The organism is Streptomyces capillispiralis (genome assembly GCF_007829875.1).
Classification (GTDB): domain Bacteria; phylum Actinomycetota; class Actinomycetes; order Streptomycetales; family Streptomycetaceae; genus Streptomyces; species Streptomyces capillispiralis.
Genome location: NZ_VIWV01000001.1, coordinates 4,331,115 through 4,350,004 on the forward strand (window position 1 = coordinate 4,331,115; position 18,890 = coordinate 4,350,004).

Sequence of the window (18,890 nt, forward strand, 5' to 3'; positions counted from 1 at the left end):
GGAACTCGATCACTTGGAACCGGACATATGGGGGCATTCGACCGCTCGTGCGCGGCTCCGGATGCCTGTAACGTGCGCGTTTCACTTGCCCCGGACAGCGGCTCCGACCTGCGAATACCTGCTTCCGCTCGGCGTCCGCAGCACGTTCACGTTGCTGTTGTCAAGCCCCGAGAATGGCCCTGACCTGCGAAAACGCCATTCAGAAGACGCCGTATCCGTGTTACCCTGGATAGCCACGGAAGGGGTACCTGTCACATGACGTTCAAGGTTGGCGACACCGTGGTCTATCCCCATCACGGGGCCGCGCTGATCGAGGCTATCGAAACTCGCCAGATCAAAGGCGTGGACAAGACCTACTTGGTGCTGAAGGTCGCCCAGGGTGACCTGACGGTACGTGTGCCAGCGGACAATGCGGAGTTCGTCGGCGTGCGTGATGTGGTCGGTCAGGACGGGCTGGACCGGGTCTTCGAGGTGCTGCGCGCGCCGTATGCCGAGGAGCCCACGAACTGGTCCCGTCGTTACAAGGCAAACCTGGAGAAGCTCGCCTCGGGCGATGTCATCAAGGTCGCGGAAGTCGTGCGTGACCTGTGGCGTCGTGAGCGCGAGCGCGGACTCTCCGCCGGTGAGAAGCGCATGCTCGCCAAGGCGCGTCAGATCCTGGTCAGCGAGCTCGCCCTCGCGGAGAACACCAACGAGGACAAGGCCGAGGCCCTGCTCGACGAGGTTCTCGCCTCCTGAGCCATCTGCTCTGCCCGCTCGGCGCCCGCTGCCGCGGCGCCCGGCAGACCGAGGCAGCACTCAGCACGCCGAAGCACACCGAAATGCCGCGGTGCCCGATGACATCATGGATGTCGCCGGGCGCTGCGGCATGTTCGTACCCGGAGGCCGGGCGTCCCTGCGCTGCGCTTGCGCCGTGCCGGGGAATGTGCCATCACTCACGTCCCACCCCTGGCGTGCCGGGCCCGGGCGGTCGACTCGACCAGAGTCACGGAAGGGGCTGGTCAAGACGTCACGCCCGGCACTCCCCCCGCTCAGGGAGCAGGGGGTACGCCCAGGCCATACCCACGTAGGCCGAGCACACAAACCTGACAGGAACCGATGTCTGACGATCCGCTTCGCCCGCCGTCGCCGACCCCCGCCCCCGGCCGCCCGGCCGCCCGCACGGCCGCCGTGATCCCGGCCGCCGGCCGGGGCGTACGCCTCGGACCGGGCGCCCCCAAGGCCCTGCGCAGCCTGGGCGGCACCCCCATGCTCATCCACGCGGTCCGCGCCATGGCCGACTCCCGCGCCGTCTCCCTCGTCGTGGTGGTCGCCCCGCCCGAGGGAACCGCCGAGGTCAAGAGCCTGCTGGACGCCCACGCGCTGCCCGAGCGCACCGACTTCCTCGTGGTCCCCGGCGGCGACAGCCGCCAGGCGTCCGTGAGACTCGGCCTCGACGCGCTGCCCCCCGGCTACGACATCGTCCTGGTGCACGACGCGGCCCGCCCGCTCGTCCCCGTGGACACCGTCGACGCCGTCATCGAGGCCGTCCGCGACGGCGCGCCCGCCGTCGTCCCCGCGCTGCCGCTCGCCGACACCGTCAAGCAGGTCCGGCCCGCCGCCGCCCCCGGCGACCCGGAACCCGTGGTCGCCACCCCCGACCGTTCGCTGCTGCGGGCCGTCCAGACCCCGCAGGGCTTCGACCGGGCCACGCTGGAACTCGCGCACGCGACGGTCGAGGACGACGTCACCGACGACGCGAGCATGGTCGAACAGCTCGGCCGGACCGTCGTCACCGTCCCCGGGCACGAGGAGGCCTTCAAGGTCACCCGCCCCCTCGACCTGGTGCTCGCCGAGGCCGTCCTCGCCCGCAGGAGGCTCAACGATGGCTTCTGACCCCCTCCCGCCGCTCCCGCAGGTCGGCATCGGCACCGACATCCACGCCTTCGCCGACGACCGGGAACTGTGGTGCGCCGGCCTGAAGTGGGAGGACCAGGGGCCCGGCCTCGCCGGACACTCCGACGCCGACGTCGTCGCCCACGCCGCCTGCAACGCCCTGTTCTCCGCCGCCGGACTCGGCGACCTCGGACAGCACTTCGGCACCGGACGCCCCGAGTGGTCCGGCGCCTCCGGCGTGGCACTGCTGACCGAGGCCGCGCGGATCGTCCGCGACGCCGGCTACCGCATCGGCAACATCGCCGTCCAGGTGGTCGGCCCCCGACCGAAGATCGGCAAGCGCCGGGAGGAGGCCCAGAAGGTGCTGAGCGAAGCGGCCGGCGCCCCGGTCTCCGTCTCGGGCGCCACCACGGACGGCCTCGGCTTCCCCGGCAGGGACGAAGGTCTGATGGCGGTGGCGACGGCGCTCGTCGTCCGCACCGGATGAGCGTCCCCGCCCGAGGACGCCCCGGCGCTCCGGTGCGGGGCGCGGCGGTGCGGGCACGACCCGCCCCGCCGCGCCCGCACGTGACATGCGCCGTCGAAACCGCGGGACGCACCTCGCACGCCCCCGCGCCTACTACCCTGGACACGTGACTATTCGCCTGTACGACACCAGCGCCCGGCAGATCCGTGACTTCACCCCGCTCCGGCCGGGCTGCGTCTCGATCTACCTGTGTGGTGCCACCGTGCAGGCGGCGCCCCACATCGGGCACATCCGCTCGGGCCTGAACTTCGACATCATGCGCCGCTGGTTCGAGTACCGCGGCCTGGAGGTGACGTTCATCCGCAACGTCACCGACATCGACGACAAGATCATCGCCAAGTCCGCCGAACAGAACCGCCCCTGGTGGTCCATCGGCTACGACAACGAGCGCGCCTTCACCGACGGCTACCGCGCCCTCGGCTGCCTGCCCCCGACCTACGAACCGCGCGCCACCGGCCACATCACCGAGATGGTCGAGATGATGCGCGGGCTCATCGAGCGCGGCCACGCCTACGCGTCCGACGGCAACGTCTACTTCGCGGTCACCTCCTTCCCGGAGTACCTGAGGCTGTCCAACCAGGAGCTCGACAACCTGCTCCAGCCGTCCGCCGAGGGCGAGACCGGCAAGCGGGACCCGCGCGACTTCGCCATGTGGAAGGCTGCCAAGCCGGGCGAGCCGAGCTGGGAGACGCCGTGGGGCCGCGGGCGCCCCGGCTGGCACCTGGAGTGCTCGGCCATGGCCCACAAGTACCTCGGCACCGCCTTCGACATCCACGGCGGCGGCCTCGACCTGATCTTCCCGCACCACGAGAACGAGATCGCCCAGGCCAAGGCCTACGGCGACGAGTTCGCCCGGTACTGGGTGCACAACGCCTGGGTCACCATGAGCGGCGAGAAGATGTCGAAGTCGCTCGGCAACTCCGTGCTCGTCAGCGAGATGGTCAAGCGCTGGCGGCCCGTCGTGCTGCGCTACTACCTCGGCACCCCGCACTACCGCTCGATGATCGAGTACAGCGAGGAGGCCCTGCGCGAGGCCGAGTCCGCGTACGCGCGGATCGAGGGCTTCGTGCAGCGCGCCGCGGAACTCGCCGGACGGCAGGTCGAGCCGTCCGCCGAGGTGCCGCCCGCGTTCGCCGAGGCGATGGACGACGACCTGGGCGTCCCCCAGGCCCTCGCCGTCCTGCACACCACCGTCCGCCAGGGCAACAGCGCGCTGGCCGCCGACGACAAGGACGCGGCCGTCGCCCGCCTCGCCGAGGTCCGCGCCATGCTCGGCGTGCTCGGCCTCGACCCGCTGGACCCGCACTGGGCCGGCGAGAGCGGGAGCGGCGAGGACCTGCACGGCGTGGTCGACAGCCTCGTACGCCTCGTCCTCGACCAGCGCGAGGCGGCCCGGGCCCGCAAGGACTGGCCCACCGCGGACGCCATCCGCGACCAGCTCGGCCAGTCCGGCCTCATCATCGAGGACAGCCCGCAGGGGCCCCGCTGGAGCCTCGGCCCGCGCTGAGGCGCCCGGGGCTCACGAAGATCGAGTGTGCCGTCCGGGCCTCCGGGCGGCACACTGCACAGACGTACGCACAGAAGCACCACCCACGACTTCACGGAGACGGATACCTCATGGCCGCGAACAACCGCCGCATGTCCGGCAAGAAGGGCGCGCAGGTCGGCAGTGGCGGCCAGCGGCGCCGGGGCCTGGAAGGCAAGGGGCCCACGCCGCCCGCCGAGATGCGCAAGGGACACGCCAAGCAGCGCGCCGCCCAGGCGAAGGTGCGCCGCGCCACGGGCCGCACCCCGCAGCGCCGCGGCGGCGGCCGCTCCGCATCCGAGCTCGTCGTCGGCCGCAACCCGGTCGTCGAGGCGCTGCGCGGCGGCGTACCCGCCTCCACGCTCTACGTGCAGCAGTTCATCGACAACGACGAGCGGGTCCGCGAGGCGCTCCAGCTCGCGGCCGACCGCGGCGGCATCAACCTCATGGAGGCGCCCCGCCCCGAACTCGACCGCATGACGAACGGCCTGAACCACCAGGGGCTGGTGCTCCAGGTCCCGCCGTACGAGTACGCGCACCCCGAGGACCTGGTCGCCGCCGCCCACGACGAGGGCGAGGACCCGCTGATCGTCGCCCTCGACGGCGTCACCGACCCGCGCAACCTCGGCGCGGTCGTCCGCTCCGTCTCCGCCTTCGGCGGCCACGGCGTGGTCGTGCCCGAGCGGCGCGCCGCCGGCATGACCGCCGGTGCCTGGAAGACGTCCGCCGGTACCGCCGCCCGTACGCCGGTCGCCCGCGCCACCAACCTGACGCGCGCCCTGGAGGCGTACAAGAAGGCCGGGATCGCGGTCGTCGGCCTCGCCGCCGACGGCGAGGCCGAGCTCGGTGACCTGGCGGCGCTGGACGGCCCGGTCGTCATCGTCGTCGGCAGCGAGGGCAAGGGACTGTCCCGGCTGGTCGGCGAGACCTGCGACGTCCGGGTGCGCATCCCGATGCCCGGCGGCGCGGAATCGCTCAACGCCGGTGTCGCGGCGGGCATCGTGCTCTACGAGGCGGCACGCAACCGGCGCTGAACGCACGTTCGAGGACGTCACCCACAGGGAGCGTTCGGGGAGGTCCGGGCCAGCTTGACGCGGTCCGGACACTCCCGGCGGGTCAAGGCAGTGTCCTAACGCCGTGTCACTCGGTTAGATGAGTGTGGACACCAGAACACCCCGCACACCCACGGGGGACCGCTCGTCGGGACTCGACGACGCTCCCGCGCTGAGCATGGTGAAGGTGCCGAGCGATCCGGCCCAGGTCATCGTCAATCACGCCAGCTTCCGCGTGCAGCTGGGCGTCTCGGCGCGGCGCGCCTCGTCGCCGCGGATCGCACGGCACGCGAGCGCCGCCGAGGACACCGCCCGCATCCCCGTCGTCACCACCATGGGCGCGACGGGACCGGCCGCCGCCCGCCGCCGTCCCGTCGTCTGGAGCGGCCGTTCCGCCCCCGACGACACCGGCGCCCACCGGCTGCTCCAGGCCGTGCGGCAGCACGAGGGCGTCCGCCACGCCGACGAGCCGCTCACCGGCGTCGGAGTCACCCACCCCGTGCCACGCCCGGGCGGCGGATACGACTACGACGACGACCCGGCCACCCAGCCCCTGGAGACCCCGTTCGTCGGCGCCCAGCGCCGCCCCGCCGACGGGCCCCTGCTGCCCCCGATGCGCACGGTCGGCAGCGCCTACGACGAACCCGCCTACGCCCCGGCCCACCACGGCCCCGGCTACGACGCGCCGGGCCCCGAGGACGAGTTCGAGATCACCGACCGGCGCGGCCGGCGGCACGGCGACGACCCCGCCCGGCACGCCTACTACCCCGGCCGCCGGATGAACCTCGGCGTCGTCCTGCTCCCGCTGCGCGTCTTCCTCGGCGGCATCTCCGTCTACGCCGGGATGAGCAAGCTCTGCGACCCGCTCTACTTCGAGGGCGGCACCCGCGGCTCCATGGGCAAGTGGCTGCACTCCCTGCACCCGTGGGAAGTCGCCGAGCCACTGCGCCAGTTCGCCCTCGAACACCCCGTCGGCTCCGGGCTGGCCATCGCCTTCGCCCAGGTCGTCGTCGGCGTCCTCACCGTCCTCGGCTGCTGGCAGCGGGTGGCCGCCGTCATCGGCGCGACCCTCTCCGCGGCACTGCTGGTCACCGTCAGCTGGAAGAGCGTCCCGGCCTACGAGACGCCCGACATCATCTACCTCGCCGCCTGGTCACCGCTGATCATCGCCGGCGCGCCCGTCTACTCCGTCGACGGCCGCCTCGCCGGCGGCGCCTGGCGACGGCTCGGCCCCCGCGCCGCCCTCTGGGACCTGCGCCGCTACGTACTGCGCCGCGGCGCCCTCGTGACCGCCGTGGTCTGCGGGCTCACCCTGCTCGTCGGCTCGCTGCTCGGCGGAGCCGTCCGCGACGCCGACCGCGTGGTCGTCCCGGGCCCCGGCGAGGCCCCGCGCAACGAGATCCCCGGCTCCCCGCTGCCGGAGAACTCCGCCGAACGCCGGCCCGAGAAGCGCGATCCGTCCGCCTCCACCTCGCCCACCCAGGGCGCCTCCGGCTCGGCGAGCCCCTCCGCCGGGACCACCACCACGACGCCCGGTGCGACCCAGGGCGCCGGCGCGGTCACGGGCGCCCCCAGCCAGACCCAGGGCAGCACCGGCCAGGCCCCGCCCCAGCAGTCCTCCCCGGGCGGCCAGGCCCCGAGCACAAGCTCCGGACCGACCTCGTCCGGCGGTGCGTCCGGCGGCACCCCGAGCGACGGCAGCGGCGGCTCCTCCGGGGAACCGGGCCTGGTGGGCGGCCTCCTGGGCTAGGAGGACGGCCACCCGCGTACGACGGTGGGGTCCCGCACGGACGACGTGCGGGACCCCACTTCCGTATCCGGGTGACTTCGGGCCGGCGGGCCCGAGTGCTTCGCCCGGGTCGGCGGGCCTGCGTGCTGAGCTGGGGTCAGCGGGCCTGCGCGGCCAGTTCCTTCGCGGCCTCCGTCAGGTCCTTGGCGGTGTCGATCGCCCGCCAGTAGGAGCCCTGGGGGATCGGGAACCCGGCCAGGCGCCGTTCCCGCGCCAGACGCGGGAACGTGGTGCGTTCGTGGTCGCCGCGCTCCGGGAGCAGGTCCGCGAACTCGGGCGAGAAGACATACACACCCGCGTTGATCTCGAAGGTCGACGGCGGGGCCTCGATGAAGTCGGTGATGTGACCGAAGCCGTCCGTGCGCACCGCGCCCCACGGGATGCGCGGGCGGGCCAGGGCGAGGGTCGCGACGGCGTCCCGCTCGGTGTGGAAGTCCGCCATGTCGCGCAGCGAGAAACGGGTCCAGATGTCGCCGTTGGTGGCGTACCAGGGCCGGTCCGGGTGCGGGAGGCGGGCGGCGGCGTACTTCAGGCCGCCGCCGCGGCCGAGGGGTTCCGGCTCCACGACGGTGGTGACGGAGACGGGCAGGTCGGCGGTGTCCAGCCACTCCTGGAGCACCTCGGCGAGGTGGCCGCAGGAGACCACCACGTCCGTCACGCCCTCCTCGGCGAGCCAGGACAGCTGGTGGCCGATGATCGGGGTTCCCGTGCCGGGGATCTCGACCATCGGCTTGGGCCGGTCGTCGGTGTACGGACGAAGCCGGGACCCCTGGCCGCCGGCCAGGACGACGGCTTGCACGGGGCGGGACACGGCACGCGGATCGGTCATGCCCGAACCCTACGCGGCGCCCCGGGACACCGGCGCGCGGTGGCGGCTGTTGCCGTGAGGGGGGTGCGGTGGCGCGGGGGTGTGGGGGACGGTCACGTGGTGGTTCGGGGGTGGGGCGGACGGCGGCGCGGCGGGACGGGGCCGCGGCGGGACGGGGCCGCGGCGGGACGGGGGCCGCAGGGGTGGTGCCGGGTGCCGGGTGCCGGACGGTCGGGGGCGGGGTGGCGGCGACCGGGGTGGTCGGCCGGTGGTGGTTCCGGCCAACCGGGGCGGGCGGCAACCGGTGCGGCCTGCCGTGGGCGGGCCCGGCGGTGGTGCCGGGGCCGGGGCGGGCGGCGGTGGGGGCGTACCGGCAGCCGGGGCGGTCAGCGGGCGGCGGTGACGACGCCCGAGGCGAAGGCGGTGTCGCAGACCGGGCGGGCGTAGGACTGCGCCTTGGTGGGGCCGTACACGCGGACCGCGGCCTTGCCGAGCGTGCGGGCGATGGACGCGCAGTGCTTCGCCAGCGACGGGCGGTCGTTCACGGCCTGCTGGAGGTGGGTGAGCGCCACGCCCGGGTCCTCCTCCTGCAGTTCGACGAGCAGCGCGTCGCGCAGCGCCTCGTGCGGCGCGCGGGCACCCGCCCGTGACGAGGCGTCGGCGGACGAGGTGTCCGCCGCGGTGAGCATGGGGCTGGAGGGGGCCGCCCCCGACCAGTTGACGCCCGCGACCGCGAGGGTCCCGGAGAGCACCAGGACGACGGGCAGGACGAGGGCGAGGGAGCGGCCGATCCGCCGGGCGGGGCCCCGGCCGCGTCGCGTCTGAGGGTTAGTGGAGTGCTTCACGCGAGTGAGGGTAGCGCCCGGTAGCGGCGAGAAAACATTCCGTCACCGCTACGGGTGACGCGGACCCTCGAATCCCTGGCGGCAGGTTGACGAACCTGGTCGAAATGCCCGGTGTGCCGGGGTATTTGTCGACAACGAGAAAGGCCCCGCTGTGAGCCGCGGGGCCTTTTCTCGAGCGGAGGGCGACGTCAGTCGGACAGGCGCGCACCGGTCGACGTGGAGAAGACGTGGGTCTCGCCCGCGCGCGGCACGACGTGCAGCACGCTGCCCTTCTCCGGGACCTCACGGCCGCCGACACGGACCACGAGGTCCTTGGTCTCGCCGCCGACCTGCGCGGTGCCGTACACGAACGCGTCGGAGCCCAGCTCCTCGACCACGTTCACGGTGACCGCGACACCCTGGTCGGAGTCGGCGCCGGCCACGTCGAAGTGCTCGGGGCGCACGCCCACGGTGACGGTCTTGTCGCTGGTCGCGGAGAGCGCGTCACGCTGCACCGGCACCACCGAGTTGCCGAACTTCACACCGCCGTCGGCGACCGCCACCTCGACCAGGTTCATGGCCGGGGAGCCGATGAAGCCGGCGACGAACAGGTTCGCGGGCCTGTCGTACATGTTGCGCGGGGTGTCGACCTGCTGGAGCAGACCGTCCTTGAGGACCGCGACGCGGTCACCCATCGTCAGGGCCTCGACCTGGTCGTGGGTGACGTAGACGGTGGTGATGCCCAGACGGCGCTGGAGCGACGCGATCTGCGTACGGGTCGACACACGGAGCTTGGCGTCCAGGTTGGACAGCGGCTCGTCCATGAGGAACACCTGCGGCTCACGCACGATGGCGCGGCCCATGGCGACACGCTGGCGCTGACCACCGGAGAGCGCCTTCGGCTTGCGGTCCAGGTACTCGGTGAGGTCGAGGATCTTCGCGGCCTCCTCGACCTTCTGCCGGATCTCCGCCTTGTTGACGCCCGCGATCTTGAGCGCGAAGCCCATGTTGTCGGCGACCGTCATGTGCGGGTAGAGCGCGTAGTTCTGGAACACCATGGCGATGTCCCGGTCCTTCGGCGGCAGGTGCGTGACGTCGCGGTCACCGATGCGGATCGCGCCGCCGTTGACGTCCTCGAGCCCCGCGAGCATGCGGAGCGAGGTGGACTTGCCGCAACCGGACGGGCCGACCAGGACGAGGAACTCGCCGTCCGCGATCTCGATGTCCAGGGCGTCGACGGCGGGCTTGGTGGAGCCGGGGTAGACCCGGGTCGCCTTGTCGAACGTGACAGTGGCCATGGTGAATGGTCCCCTTCTACCGGCAGGAACGTGCCGGACGATCCGAGTAGGAAGGTGATGCCACGACGGGTGTTCCGTTGTGGTGTGGTCCACACGAGTGAACTGGCACAGGACGGTACCCGGCGTTCACCTGGTTGTCAGCAGTTCCGGGACCGTGAATTTCGCGGAAACTTTCGACCCCGGGGGTGATCGCCCGGTTTCCGCCGGGTCGGCCCTCGCCCGCGTACCGGGCCGCCGGCACCGCCGTCGCGACCGCCGGCGGATCACTCCCACAAGTGCGTGGCTCGGTGAAACCCACACTGTGTACAGTGGACCAGCCTTCGCGCGCGCCGCGCGGCGCCTCCTTAGCTCAGATGGCCAGAGCAACGCACTTGTAATGCGTAGGTCGTCGGTTCGAATCCGACAGGGGGCTCTTCTTTCATCCCGGGCCGGACCGTTTCCGGCCCGGGATTCTTCATGCCGTGAGGCTCCGCAGGCGGCGGGCGGTCTCCAGGTCCGCCTCGTCCAGCGGGCGGCCGTCCTCGATCTCCCAGAGGCAGTTCTGCAGCAGCCGTCCGTACGTCCATGCGCGGGCCCGCGCGCGGTCCAGGCCGAGGACGTCGGTCATGGCGTCGAAGCGCCAGCCGATGTCGTCGGGGTCGAAGTTGTTGGCCAGGGCGGGCCAGAGGTCGAAGCCGGGGTCGCCGGCCAGGGGTTTGGGGTCGATGGCGAGCCAGGGGGCGCGGTCGGAGGCGAGGACGTTCTCGTCGTGCAGGTCCCAGTGGAGCAGGCGGTCGCCGGGTTCGTCGGCGACCTCCCGTACGGCGGCGGCGCAGTCGGCGACGAGGCGGCGGGCGGCCGGGTCCGGGATGCGGGGCAGGGCGCGGGGGGTGCGTTCGAGCAGGGCGGCGGCGATGTCGCGGAGGTGGCGCATGCCCGGGGGTGCGGGGGTGGTGTGGAGGTGGGCGAGGAGGCGGGCGATCACCAGGACGCCCTCGTGGACGTCGGGTCGGTGCGCGAGCATGCGGGTGGCGTCGAGGCGTTCCAGGAGCATGGTGCCGGTGGGTTCGTCGTGGTCGAGCAGGCGGACGGCGCCGTCGCCGTTCCACAGGCGGAGGGCGACCGGTTCGCCCTCGCTCTCGTGGTCGCGGAGCTGGAGTTTGAGGACGGCGGGTGTGCCGTCGGCGCGGTCGACGGGCAGGACGAGCGCGCTGACGCCGTGCATGGAGGGCCCGGTGACGCGCAGGTCCCAGCGGTGCAGGAAGTCGGCGGTGAGGTCCGGGAGGGCGGCGATGAAGGCGCGGCCGGCCTCCTTGTTGAACTTCTCCTGGGCGGCGGCGAGTTCCTCGGGGATGTCGATCACTTCTGGCACGGTAGCGGCGGGCGCGGGCCGGGTCATGTGGATTGCGGGGCGGTGCTACGGCTCCAGGACGACCTTTCCGGTGGTGCCCCGGCTTTCCAGGGCGCGGTGGGCGGCGGCGGCCTCGGCGAGCGGGAAGCGGTGCACGGCGGGGGTGAGGCGGCCTTCGGCGGCCTGGGTGAGGGCGCGTCGTTCGAGGGTGCGCAGGGGGTTGGGGCCGCCGGCCCTCTTCAGCATCTCGGGGCCGAGGACGCTGGTGGAGACGCCGTCGACGAGGTGGGGGCCGTCGCTGCCGATGCCCTGGGCCGACCAGCCGAACACGAGGTGCCGGCCGCCGGGGGCGAGGAGGTCGACGAGGGTGCGGGCGACGTCCCCGCCGACGCCGTCGTACACGAGGGTGAGGGCGCCGCGGTGGGCGGCGAGCTGTTCGGGCCAGTGGGGGTCGGTGTAGTCGACGGTGAGGTGGGCGCCGGCGGCCGCGGCGTGTGCGGTCTTGGCGGGGCCGCCGGCCAGGCCGATGACGGTGGCGCCGGCGCGGGCGGCGTACTGGACGAGGAGGGTGCCGATGCCGCCCGCGGCGGCGGGGACGGCGACGAGGTCGTCGGGTCCCGGTTCGGCGAACTGGACGATGCCCATCGCGGTGCGGCCGGTGCCGATCATGGTGACGGCTTCGGCGAAGTCGAGGCGTTGGGGGATCTCGTGCAGCCGGTCGGCGTCGGTGACGGCGAGTTCCGCGTAGCCGCCGGGGACGAAGCCGAGGTGGGCGACGACGCGCTTGCCGAGCAGGTGCGGTGGGGCGCCCGGGCCGAGCGTGTCGACGACCCCGGCGACTTCGCGGCCGGGGATCGTCGGCAGGGTGACCGGGGTGGGGGCGGGGCCTTGGACGCCTTCTCTGAGGGCGGTGTCCAGGAGGTGGACGCCGGCCGCTCGGACGGCGATACGGACCTGGCCCGGGCCCGGCCGGGGGTCCTCGACCTGTTCGTAGGTGAGGTGGTCGGCCGGGCCGAAGGCGTGCAGTCGGATGGCGTGCATGGGTTTCCCCCCGTGGGTGTGGCGCCGGGCCGTGTGGCTCGTCGCGCGCCCCACTCTTCGACCTCAAGCGTGCTTGAGGTCAAGCTCGTGCCGGCCGAGGGCGAGGGTGACGGCCGTCAGGGCGCTGTTGAAGGAGACCTCGGAGAGCACGCCGGGTGCGGCGACCTGGTCGCCGGCGAGGTAGACGCCGTCGCCGCGGTCGACGGCGGGCCGGTCGCGCCAGCTGGTGCCGGGCGGGTCGACGGCGCCGGTCCGGCCGGCCGCGATCGCGTCGCGCCGCCAGGTGACGCGGTCCCGCCAGCCCGCGAAGGCGAGGTCGAGGAGTTCCTCGGCGCGGGCGGTGCCGTCCGCCTTGGACTCGTCCGGGGCGATGGGGATCTGTCCCTGGATCAGCTGTTCGCCGGCCGGGGCGAGGGTGCGGTCCTGGGCGGTGAACCGTTCCAGCCAGCCGGGCGCGTCGAGGTCGGACACGGCGAACGCGTCTTTGCGCCGGGTGCGTACGGCGAGGTCGAGCAGGACGGTGCGGCCGCTCGGCCAGGTCAGTGAGGGGTCGTCAAGGAGGCGGCGGGCCGCGTCGAGGGAGGTGGCGACGATGACCGGGGTGTCGGTGGGCACGGTGTCGACGCGGGACAGGGTTTCCATGCGCACGCCGAGGTTCCAGGCGCGGGCGGCCATCCGGTCGATGAGCCCGCCCCAGCCGCCCCGCGGGTAGGTGGCCTCCGGGGGGAGCTTGGCGGCGCGGCGCAGGCGTTCCTGCACGAACGCGGCGGACAGGGAGCCGGGGTCGTGGTGGAACAGGGCGACGGCGGCGTAGTGGGCGGCGGCCCGCGCGCCTTCCTCACCGGCGATGCGGGTGGCCCAGGTGAGGAAGTCGGTGTCGACGGGGGCTTCGGCGGCGCCGCGGCGCAGCAGTTTCAGCAGGGCGAAGGGCGGGGTGCGGCGCAGTGCGCCCCGGTGGCGGAGCCGCAGCCGGGCTGCTTCGAGGGCGGGGATCGGGGCGAGGGGGCCGATGAGGCCGCGCTGTCGGAGCCAGGTCCAGTGCGGGCCGCCGTTGTAGAGGGCGTGCGGTCCGTCGTTGGTCCGGTAGGGGCCCTCGGCGGTGCGTGCGCGGCCGCCCAGGGTGTGGTGGGCCTCGTGGACGGTGACCTTGGCACCCGCCTCGGCGGCGGTGATGGCCGCGGTGAGTCCGGCGAAGCCGCCGCCGATGACGGTGATGCGGTGCATGGCTGGGTCTCCCTTGGTCGGGGGTCGCCTTCCGGTCGACGCTGCTGTGCTGGCTGTGTGGGCTGTGCGGGCTGTCTGGGGTGATGACGGGTTGGGGGCCCCGGAATGTGACATGCGGGGTGTTCTCGCAGGTCGGGGGGATTGTCAGTGGTGGGGTGCAGCATGGGGGCATGGCGAGGAGAGCGGTGGGTGGCGCGGGCGTGCGGGGGGCGCGGCGCCCGGAGCTGCGGTTGCCCGTGCTGGAGCGGTTCGAGGGGGGTGGTCTGGAGCCGGACGGGGACTACGACGGGCTGGAGTTCCGGGAGGCGGACTTCGCCGGGCAGGACGGGGGCGGGGCGCGTTTCATGGACTGCGCGCTGACGGGGTGCGTGCTGGACGGGGCGCGGCTGTCCCGGGCGCGGGTGCTGGACTCGGTGCTGGCCGGTGTCCGGGGAGTGGGTACGGACCTGGTGGAGGCGACCCTGCGGGACGTCGAGCTGACCGACGCGCGGCTCGGGGGGACGCAGGCGCACGGGGCGGTGCTGGAGCGGGTGCTGGTCCGGGGCGGGAAGATCGACTTCCTGAATCTTCGGGCGGCCCGGCTCAAGGACGTCGTCTTCGAGGGCTGTGTGCTGGTCGAGCCGGACTTCGGCGGGGCGCGGCTGGAGCGCGTGGAGTTCGTGGACTGCGCGCTGAAGGGCGCGGACCTGAGCGGGGCCACGCTCACGGACGTGGACCTGCGGGGGGCCGCTTCGCTGGAGATCGCGAGGGGGGTGGACCGGCTGTCGGGGGCGGTGATCAGCACGGGGCAACTGCTGGATCTGGCGCCGGTGCTGGCGGGGGAGCTGGGGATCAGAGTGGAGGGGTGAGCGGGAGGCGGCGGCGACTCATCGGGGTGATCGGGAGTGGTCAGGAGATCCTCGGGAAGCGGGCCTGGAGGTTCCAGATCGCCGGGTTCTCGCCGAGGTCCTCGTGCAGGTCGGTCAGGTCGGCGAGGAGGTCGTGCAGGAAGTCGCGGGCCTCCCGGCGCAGTTCGGTGTGCGAGAAGGTCAGCGGGGGCTCGGACGCCGGGAGCCATTCCGCCTCGATGTCCACCCAGCCGAAGCGGCGCTCGAACAGCAGGCGGTCGGTGGACTCGGTGAAGTCCAGCTCCGCGTGCTGGGGGCGGGAGGCGCGGGAGCCCGCCGGGTCCCGGTCGACCTGTTCCACGATGTCGCAGAGCGCCCACGCGAAGTCGAGCACCGGCACCCATCCCCAGGCTGTGGACAGCTCGCGGTCCGTCTCGGTGTCGGCGAGGTAGACGTCGCCGCAGAACAGGTCGTGCCGCAGGGCATGGACGTCCGCGCGGCGGTAGTCGGTCTGCGGGGGGTCGGGGAAGCGGTTGGAGAGGGCGTAGCCGATGTCGAGCACGGGTGTGATGGTGTCACGCCGGAACGGCCCGGCAGACGCGGCGTCGGGGGTGGGGGCGGGGGCGTCGGGGCGGTGCCGGTTTCCGTGCCGGTGCCGGCGCGCTCCCGGTCGGTGTGCGCCTGCATAGGATCGCGGCGTGCGCCTCCGTCGGCCCCTTCGTGCCCGTTCCCTGACCGCCGCCGTGCTGCTCACCGTGTCGGTGGCCGGGTGCGGGGAGGGGCCCGGTGCCTCCCCGGGGCGGCCCGGTGTGGGGGACCCGTTCTTCCCCGAGGCCGGCAACGAGGGCTACGACGTCGCCCACTACGCCCTCCGCCTCGGCTACGACCCCGGCCCCCACCGCCTCACCGGCACGGCGACGATCACCGCGCGGGCGACGCGGGACCTCTCCGCGCTGAACCTGGACCTCCGGGGCCTGGACGTGGAGGCGGTCGCCGTCGACGGCGCGCCCGCCCGCTGGAGCCGTGCCGGACAGGAGCTGACGGTCCGCCCGCGCGGCGCACTCGACCGGGGCGCGCGGTTCCGCGTCACCGTCCGCTACTCCGGAGCCCCGGTGACCGTCACCGACCCGGACGGTTCCGAGGAGGGCTGGCTGCGCACCGCCGACGGGGCGCTGGCGCTGGGGGAGCCGGTGGGGTCGGCGGCCTGGTTCCCGGGCAACCACCACCCCTCCGACAAGGCGACGTACAGCCTCGCGGTGACCGTGCCGAAGGGGCTGCGGGCGGTGTCCAACGGGGAGCCGGCCGGGGAGGAGACGGAGGGGGACCGTACGACGTACCGGTGGCGCACCGGTGAGCCGATGGCCGGTTACCTCGCCACCCTCGCCATCGGCCGGTACGAGACCGGGCGCACCACGACCGCCGGCGGGCTGCCCGTCCACACGGCGGTCGATCCGGAGGAGGCGGAGGCGAGCCGTGCGGTGCTGGCGCGGATCCCCGAGGTCGTGGCGTGGGCGGAGCGGACCTTCGGCCCGTACCCCTTCTCCTCGGCGGGCGCGATCGTCGAGCGGCCGGGGGACGCCGGGTACGCGCTGGAGACCCAGAGCCGCCCCGTCTTCCCCGGCGCCCCCGGCATCGTGCTGCTGGTCCACGAGATCGCCCACCAGTGGTACGGCAACTCGGTCACCCCGCGGACCTGGCGGGACATGTGGCTGAACGAGGCCTTCGCGACGTACGCGGAGTGGCTGTGGCAGGAGGAGCACGGCGGCGACACCGCGCAGGAGGTCTTCGACGCGCTGTACGCCGGCGCGTACTTCCCGGACGCGGAGCGGGACGAGGCGCTCTGGTCGTTCCCGCCGGCCGAGCCGCCGGACGCGGCGCACGTCTCGGGCCTCCCCGTGTACTGGCGCGGGGCGATGGTCCTGCACCGGATCCGGCAGACGGTCGGCGACGGCGCCTTCCGGGCCCTGTTGCGCGGCTGGGCGGCGGAGCACCGCCACGGCACCGCGGACACCGGCGACTTCACGGCATACGTGGAGACGTTCGCGCCGGGCCGGGACTTCGACGCGGTGTGGGAGGACTGGCTGTACGGGGCGGGCAGGCCGCCGCGGCCCTGAGCCGGGCGGGGACCTTGACGGCATCCCGGCCGACCCCGGCCCGCCGGGTCCGCTCGCGCCGGGCTCGCTCGCGCCGGAGCCCCCGGCCTGCCGGGCCTGCGGCCGGCCGGGGGCTCCGCTGGACGCGGGTGTCCGTCAGACGTTCACACCGAAGTCCTGGGCGATGCCCACCAGGCCCGAGGCGTAGCCCTGGCCGACCGCGCGGAACTTCCACTCCGCGCCGTTGCGGTACAGCTCGCCGAAGACCATGGCGGTCTCGGTGGCGGCGTCCTCCGACAGGTCGTAGCGGGCGATCTCGGCGCCGCCGGCCTGGTTGACGATGCGGATGTAGGCGTTGCGCACCTGGCCGAAGTTCTGGCTGCGGTTCTCGGCGTCGTAGATCGACACCGGGAAGACGATCTTGTCGATGTCGGCCGGGAGGGCGGCGAGGTTGACGTTGATCGCCTCGTCGTCGCCGGCGCCCTCACCGGTGCGGTTGTCACCGGTGTGGACGATGGTGTTGTCCGGGGTCTGCTTGTTGTTGAAGAACACGAAGTGGGCGTCCGAGTAGACCTTGCCCTGCGTGTTGACCGCGATCGCCGAGGCGTCGAGGTCGAAGTCCGTGCCGGTGGTGGTGCGGACGTCCCAGCCGAGGCCCACGGTGACGGCGGTCAGGCCCGGAGCCTCCTTGGTGAGCGAGACGTTGCCACCCTTGGACAGGCTTACAGCCATTGTTGGGAGTCCCTTCCCTCGTTTACGTACGGCTAGAAGCTACAGCTATCCCATTGAACGCGGAGAGGGGTGCGAGAGGTTCCAGGTCGCTTTACTTTCTTTACCCCGGGTTCCGAGGGATCCGGGATATTCGGATGACGTGGACCGGTCAGAGGCGGGAACATGTACGGCATGTCCGGTCCCTATCCCATCCGTGGCTCCGTCTCCCTGCCCGAGGCCGAGCTCATGTGGCGTTTCTCGCGGTCGTCCGGGCCCGGCGGACAGCACGTGAACACCAGCGACTCCCAGGTCGAGCTGCGCTTCGACCTCGCGCGCACCGAGGCGCTGCCCGAGGTGTGGAAGCGGCGGGCGCTCGAACGGCTGGCCGGGCGGCTGACCGGCGGGGTCGTCACGGTCCGCGCCTCCGAGCACCGCTCGCAGTGGCGCAACCGCGAGACCGCCGCGGTGCGCCTCGCGGCGCTGCTCGCGGAGGCGACGGCGCCTCCGCCGAAGCCGCGCAGGGCGACGCGTATCCCGCGCGGCATCAATGAGCGGCGGTTGCGGGAGAAGAAGCAGCGGTCCGAGACGAAGCGGGGGCGCTCCGCGCGGGACTGGGGGTGACCCCAGTGCCCCTTTCCGGGGCGTGGCCCCGGCGCCCCAGGGGGGTGTGGCCCCGGCGCCCCAGGGGGTGGGGTTCGGTCTCCGGTGGGTGCGGGTTCGTGGGGGCTGGGCGCGCAGTTCCCCGCGCCCCTTTGAGGGGGTGATGCCGGCGTGTCTGGGGGCGTGACCCCGGGGCCTGTCGCGTGCCTTCCGGGGCCGTGTGTTCAGGTCAGGGGTAGGACGCCTACCGTTTCGGCCTCGGCGGTTTCTCCGGTTCTGCGGAAGCCCAGGCGCAGGTAGAAGTTCTCGGGGCCGTGGGCGCCGGGGTGCCAGGTGACGTAGAGCTCCTTGGTGCCGCGGCGGCGCAGCTCCGCCGCCACCGACTCCACGGCGAACCGGCCGTACCCCTTGCCCTGCTCCCCGGCCGCGATGTTCAGCCGCCACAGGCCGGAGCGGACGACGCTGCCGCCGTCCCCGTGCCAGTCGATGTCGAGGAAGGCCATCAGGAAGCCGACCGCGCGGTCGCCGTCCATGATCAGGCGGGGCAGGGCGACGCCGGGATGGACGTAGGCCTCGGCGAGGGAGTTCACCACCGGTTCGACCGCGAATTCCTGGTCGGGGCGGACTCGTATACCGAGGGCGTCCTTCAGGTTCTTCGGCGTGATCTCTTCGAGGCGCGGTGCCGTGGGCGTCGTCATCCGGGCAGCCTAAGCAGCGAAATCCCGGTGGGTAAAAGGGATTTCGGGGCCGTGGGCAAAGGACGGGCCGCGCTCAGCCCAACTGCCGGTAACGGCCCCGGAAATACGTCAGCGGACCGCCCTCGGCGCTTGGCACCCGGGCCGTCAGGACGCGGCCGATCACCAGCGTGTGGTCCCCGGCCGGCACCCGCTGCTCGGTGCGGCACTCCAGGGTCGCCAGGGCGCCGCCCACCAGCGGGGCCCCGCTGTACTCGCCGCGCAGGTAGGGGATGTCCGCGAACAGCAGCCGGTCGCTGACGCGGCCCTTCATCGCGAAGCGGCCCGCGATGTGCCGCTGGCTCTCGGAGAGCACGGACACCGCCCACAGCGGCTGCTCGTCGAGCAGATCGTCCATGCGGGAGCCGTTGCGCAGGCTGACCAGCACCAGCGGCGGGTCCAGGGAGACCGACAGGAACGCGGTCGCGGTCATGCCGACGTCCTCGCCGGCCGGCGCCCCGGGGTCGTCCGGGTCCAGCGGCGGTTCCTGCGCGGTCACCAGGACCACACCGGCGGCCAGACGGGACATGGCGGCACGGAACTCGTCGTTGCTCACCCCCTCAGCATGCCGGGCGGCGGGCGGAACGGTGATCGCGGACGGGACTGCGGGAGTGTTCGGCACGCCGGACACGC

Annotated in this window: 18 protein-coding genes, 1 tRNA gene and 1 pseudogene; 10 read left to right on the forward strand and 10 right to left on the reverse strand. The window is 73.2% G+C overall.

Annotated features, from left to right (window positions below):
- The first annotated feature begins 255 nt into the window (after nucleotides 1-255).
- From FHX78_RS18720 to FHX78_RS18750, 6 genes and pseudogenes are all read left to right on the forward strand, one after another.
- Nucleotides 256-738 carry a CarD family transcriptional regulator gene (locus FHX78_RS18720; protein ID WP_003953493.1) on the forward strand — a complete coding sequence of 161 codons (483 nt, stop codon included), beginning with the start codon at nucleotides 256-258 and terminating at the stop codon, nucleotides 736-738.
- A 392-nt stretch (nucleotides 739-1,130) separates the two neighbouring features.
- Nucleotides 1,131-1,875 (forward strand): annotated as a pseudogene (gene ispD, locus FHX78_RS18730) (2-C-methyl-D-erythritol 4-phosphate cytidylyltransferase); the annotation flags it as partial.
- On the forward strand, nucleotides 1,865-2,362 hold the full coding sequence (gene ispF / locus FHX78_RS18735) for a 2-C-methyl-D-erythritol 2,4-cyclodiphosphate synthase (protein WP_145868574.1): 498 nt from the start codon (nucleotides 1,865-1,867) through the stop codon (nucleotides 2,360-2,362). The pseudogene ispD and the gene ispF, both read left to right, overlap by 11 nt.
- A gap of 145 nt (nucleotides 2,363-2,507) precedes the next feature.
- On the forward strand, nucleotides 2,508-3,908 hold the full coding sequence (gene cysS / locus FHX78_RS18740; protein ID WP_145868575.1) for a cysteine--tRNA ligase: 1,401 nt from the start codon (nucleotides 2,508-2,510) through the stop codon (nucleotides 3,906-3,908).
- Nucleotides 3,909-4,018: 110 nt separating this feature from the next.
- Entirely contained in the window at nucleotides 4,019-4,960 is a 942-nt protein-coding gene (gene rlmB, locus FHX78_RS18745; protein ID WP_145868576.1) for a 23S rRNA (guanosine(2251)-2'-O)-methyltransferase RlmB, read from the forward strand.
- A 118-nt stretch (nucleotides 4,961-5,078) separates the two neighbouring features.
- On the forward strand, nucleotides 5,079-6,728 hold the full coding sequence (locus FHX78_RS18750) for a DoxX family membrane protein (protein ID WP_167531798.1): 1,650 nt from the start codon (nucleotides 5,079-5,081) through the stop codon (nucleotides 6,726-6,728).
- Nucleotides 6,729-6,864: 136 nt separating this feature from the next.
- Here the strand turns inward: FHX78_RS18750 and FHX78_RS18755 are convergent, their stop codons facing one another.
- The 3 genes from FHX78_RS18755 to FHX78_RS18770 form a co-directional block, all read right to left on the reverse strand.
- On the reverse strand, nucleotides 6,865-7,596 hold the full coding sequence (locus tag FHX78_RS18755) for a nucleotidyltransferase family protein (RefSeq protein WP_145868577.1): 732 nt from the start codon (nucleotides 7,594-7,596) through the stop codon (nucleotides 6,865-6,867).
- A 365-nt stretch (nucleotides 7,597-7,961) separates the two neighbouring features.
- Nucleotides 7,962-8,420: a hypothetical protein gene (locus FHX78_RS18765; RefSeq protein WP_145868578.1), complete on the reverse strand. Its 459-nt coding sequence runs from the start codon at nucleotides 8,418-8,420 to the stop codon at nucleotides 7,962-7,964.
- Nucleotides 8,421-8,608: 188 nt separating this feature from the next.
- The gene (locus FHX78_RS18770) at nucleotides 8,609-9,697 is read right to left on the reverse strand and encodes an ABC transporter ATP-binding protein (RefSeq protein WP_145868579.1); all 1,089 of its coding nucleotides are present in this window, start codon (nucleotides 9,695-9,697) and stop codon (nucleotides 8,609-8,611) included.
- 338 nt (nucleotides 9,698-10,035) lie between these two features.
- On the opposite strand from FHX78_RS18770, the gene FHX78_RS18775 reads away from it, so the two are divergent.
- A tRNA-Thr gene (locus FHX78_RS18775) sits at nucleotides 10,036-10,109 on the forward strand.
- A 42-nt stretch (nucleotides 10,110-10,151) separates the two neighbouring features.
- Here FHX78_RS18775 and FHX78_RS18780 read toward each other — a convergent pair.
- From FHX78_RS18780 to FHX78_RS18790, 3 genes are all read right to left on the reverse strand, one after another.
- The gene (locus FHX78_RS18780) at nucleotides 10,152-11,075 is read right to left on the reverse strand and encodes an aminoglycoside phosphotransferase family protein (protein WP_145868580.1); all 924 of its coding nucleotides are present in this window, start codon (nucleotides 11,073-11,075) and stop codon (nucleotides 10,152-10,154) included.
- Nucleotides 11,076-11,093: 18 nt separating this feature from the next.
- Nucleotides 11,094-12,068, reverse strand: coding sequence for a zinc-binding dehydrogenase (locus tag FHX78_RS18785; RefSeq protein WP_145868581.1), 975 nt, complete (start codon nucleotides 12,066-12,068; stop codon nucleotides 11,094-11,096).
- A 63-nt stretch (nucleotides 12,069-12,131) separates the two neighbouring features.
- Nucleotides 12,132-13,292 carry an NAD(P)-binding protein gene (locus FHX78_RS18790; RefSeq protein ID WP_145868582.1) on the reverse strand — a complete coding sequence of 387 codons (1,161 nt, stop codon included), beginning with the start codon at nucleotides 13,290-13,292 and terminating at the stop codon, nucleotides 12,132-12,134.
- Nucleotides 13,293-13,462: 170 nt separating this feature from the next.
- Between FHX78_RS18790 and FHX78_RS18795 the strand changes: the two genes are divergently transcribed.
- On the forward strand, nucleotides 13,463-14,140 hold the full coding sequence (locus FHX78_RS18795) for a pentapeptide repeat-containing protein (protein WP_229923886.1): 678 nt from the start codon (nucleotides 13,463-13,465) through the stop codon (nucleotides 14,138-14,140).
- 40 nt (nucleotides 14,141-14,180) lie between these two features.
- Here FHX78_RS18795 and FHX78_RS18800 read toward each other — a convergent pair whose 3' ends face one another.
- Nucleotides 14,181-14,681: a hypothetical protein gene (locus tag FHX78_RS18800; RefSeq protein WP_145868584.1), complete on the reverse strand. Its 501-nt coding sequence runs from the start codon at nucleotides 14,679-14,681 to the stop codon at nucleotides 14,181-14,183.
- Between the two features lie 136 nt (nucleotides 14,682-14,817).
- Here FHX78_RS18800 and FHX78_RS18805 point away from each other — a divergent pair, with 136 nt between their 5' ends.
- A complete protein-coding gene (locus FHX78_RS18805) occupies nucleotides 14,818-16,233 on the forward strand; it encodes a M1 family metallopeptidase (protein ID WP_145868585.1) in 1,416 nt (471 codons plus the stop codon).
- Between the two features lie 135 nt (nucleotides 16,234-16,368).
- Here the strand turns inward: FHX78_RS18805 and FHX78_RS18810 are convergent, their stop codons facing one another.
- Nucleotides 16,369-16,944, reverse strand: coding sequence for a TerD family protein (locus FHX78_RS18810; RefSeq protein ID WP_030829245.1), 576 nt, complete (start codon nucleotides 16,942-16,944; stop codon nucleotides 16,369-16,371).
- A 162-nt stretch (nucleotides 16,945-17,106) separates the two neighbouring features.
- Here FHX78_RS18810 and arfB point away from each other — a divergent pair, with 162 nt between their 5' ends.
- On the forward strand, nucleotides 17,107-17,544 hold the full coding sequence (gene arfB / locus FHX78_RS18815; protein WP_145868586.1) for an alternative ribosome rescue aminoacyl-tRNA hydrolase ArfB: 438 nt from the start codon (nucleotides 17,107-17,109) through the stop codon (nucleotides 17,542-17,544).
- 203 nt (nucleotides 17,545-17,747) lie between these two features.
- On the opposite strand, the gene FHX78_RS18820 is transcribed toward arfB, so the two are convergent.
- Together FHX78_RS18820 and FHX78_RS18825 are read right to left on the reverse strand one after the other, a co-directional pair.
- Nucleotides 17,748-18,221: a GNAT family N-acetyltransferase gene (locus FHX78_RS18820; RefSeq protein ID WP_145868587.1), complete on the reverse strand. Its 474-nt coding sequence runs from the start codon at nucleotides 18,219-18,221 to the stop codon at nucleotides 17,748-17,750.
- A gap of 73 nt (nucleotides 18,222-18,294) precedes the next feature.
- Nucleotides 18,295-18,879 (reverse strand): flavin reductase family protein, encoded by a 585-nt coding sequence (locus FHX78_RS18825; protein ID WP_145868588.1) that lies wholly within the window; start codon nucleotides 18,877-18,879, stop codon nucleotides 18,295-18,297.
- Nucleotides 18,880-18,890: the final 11 nt, after the last annotated feature.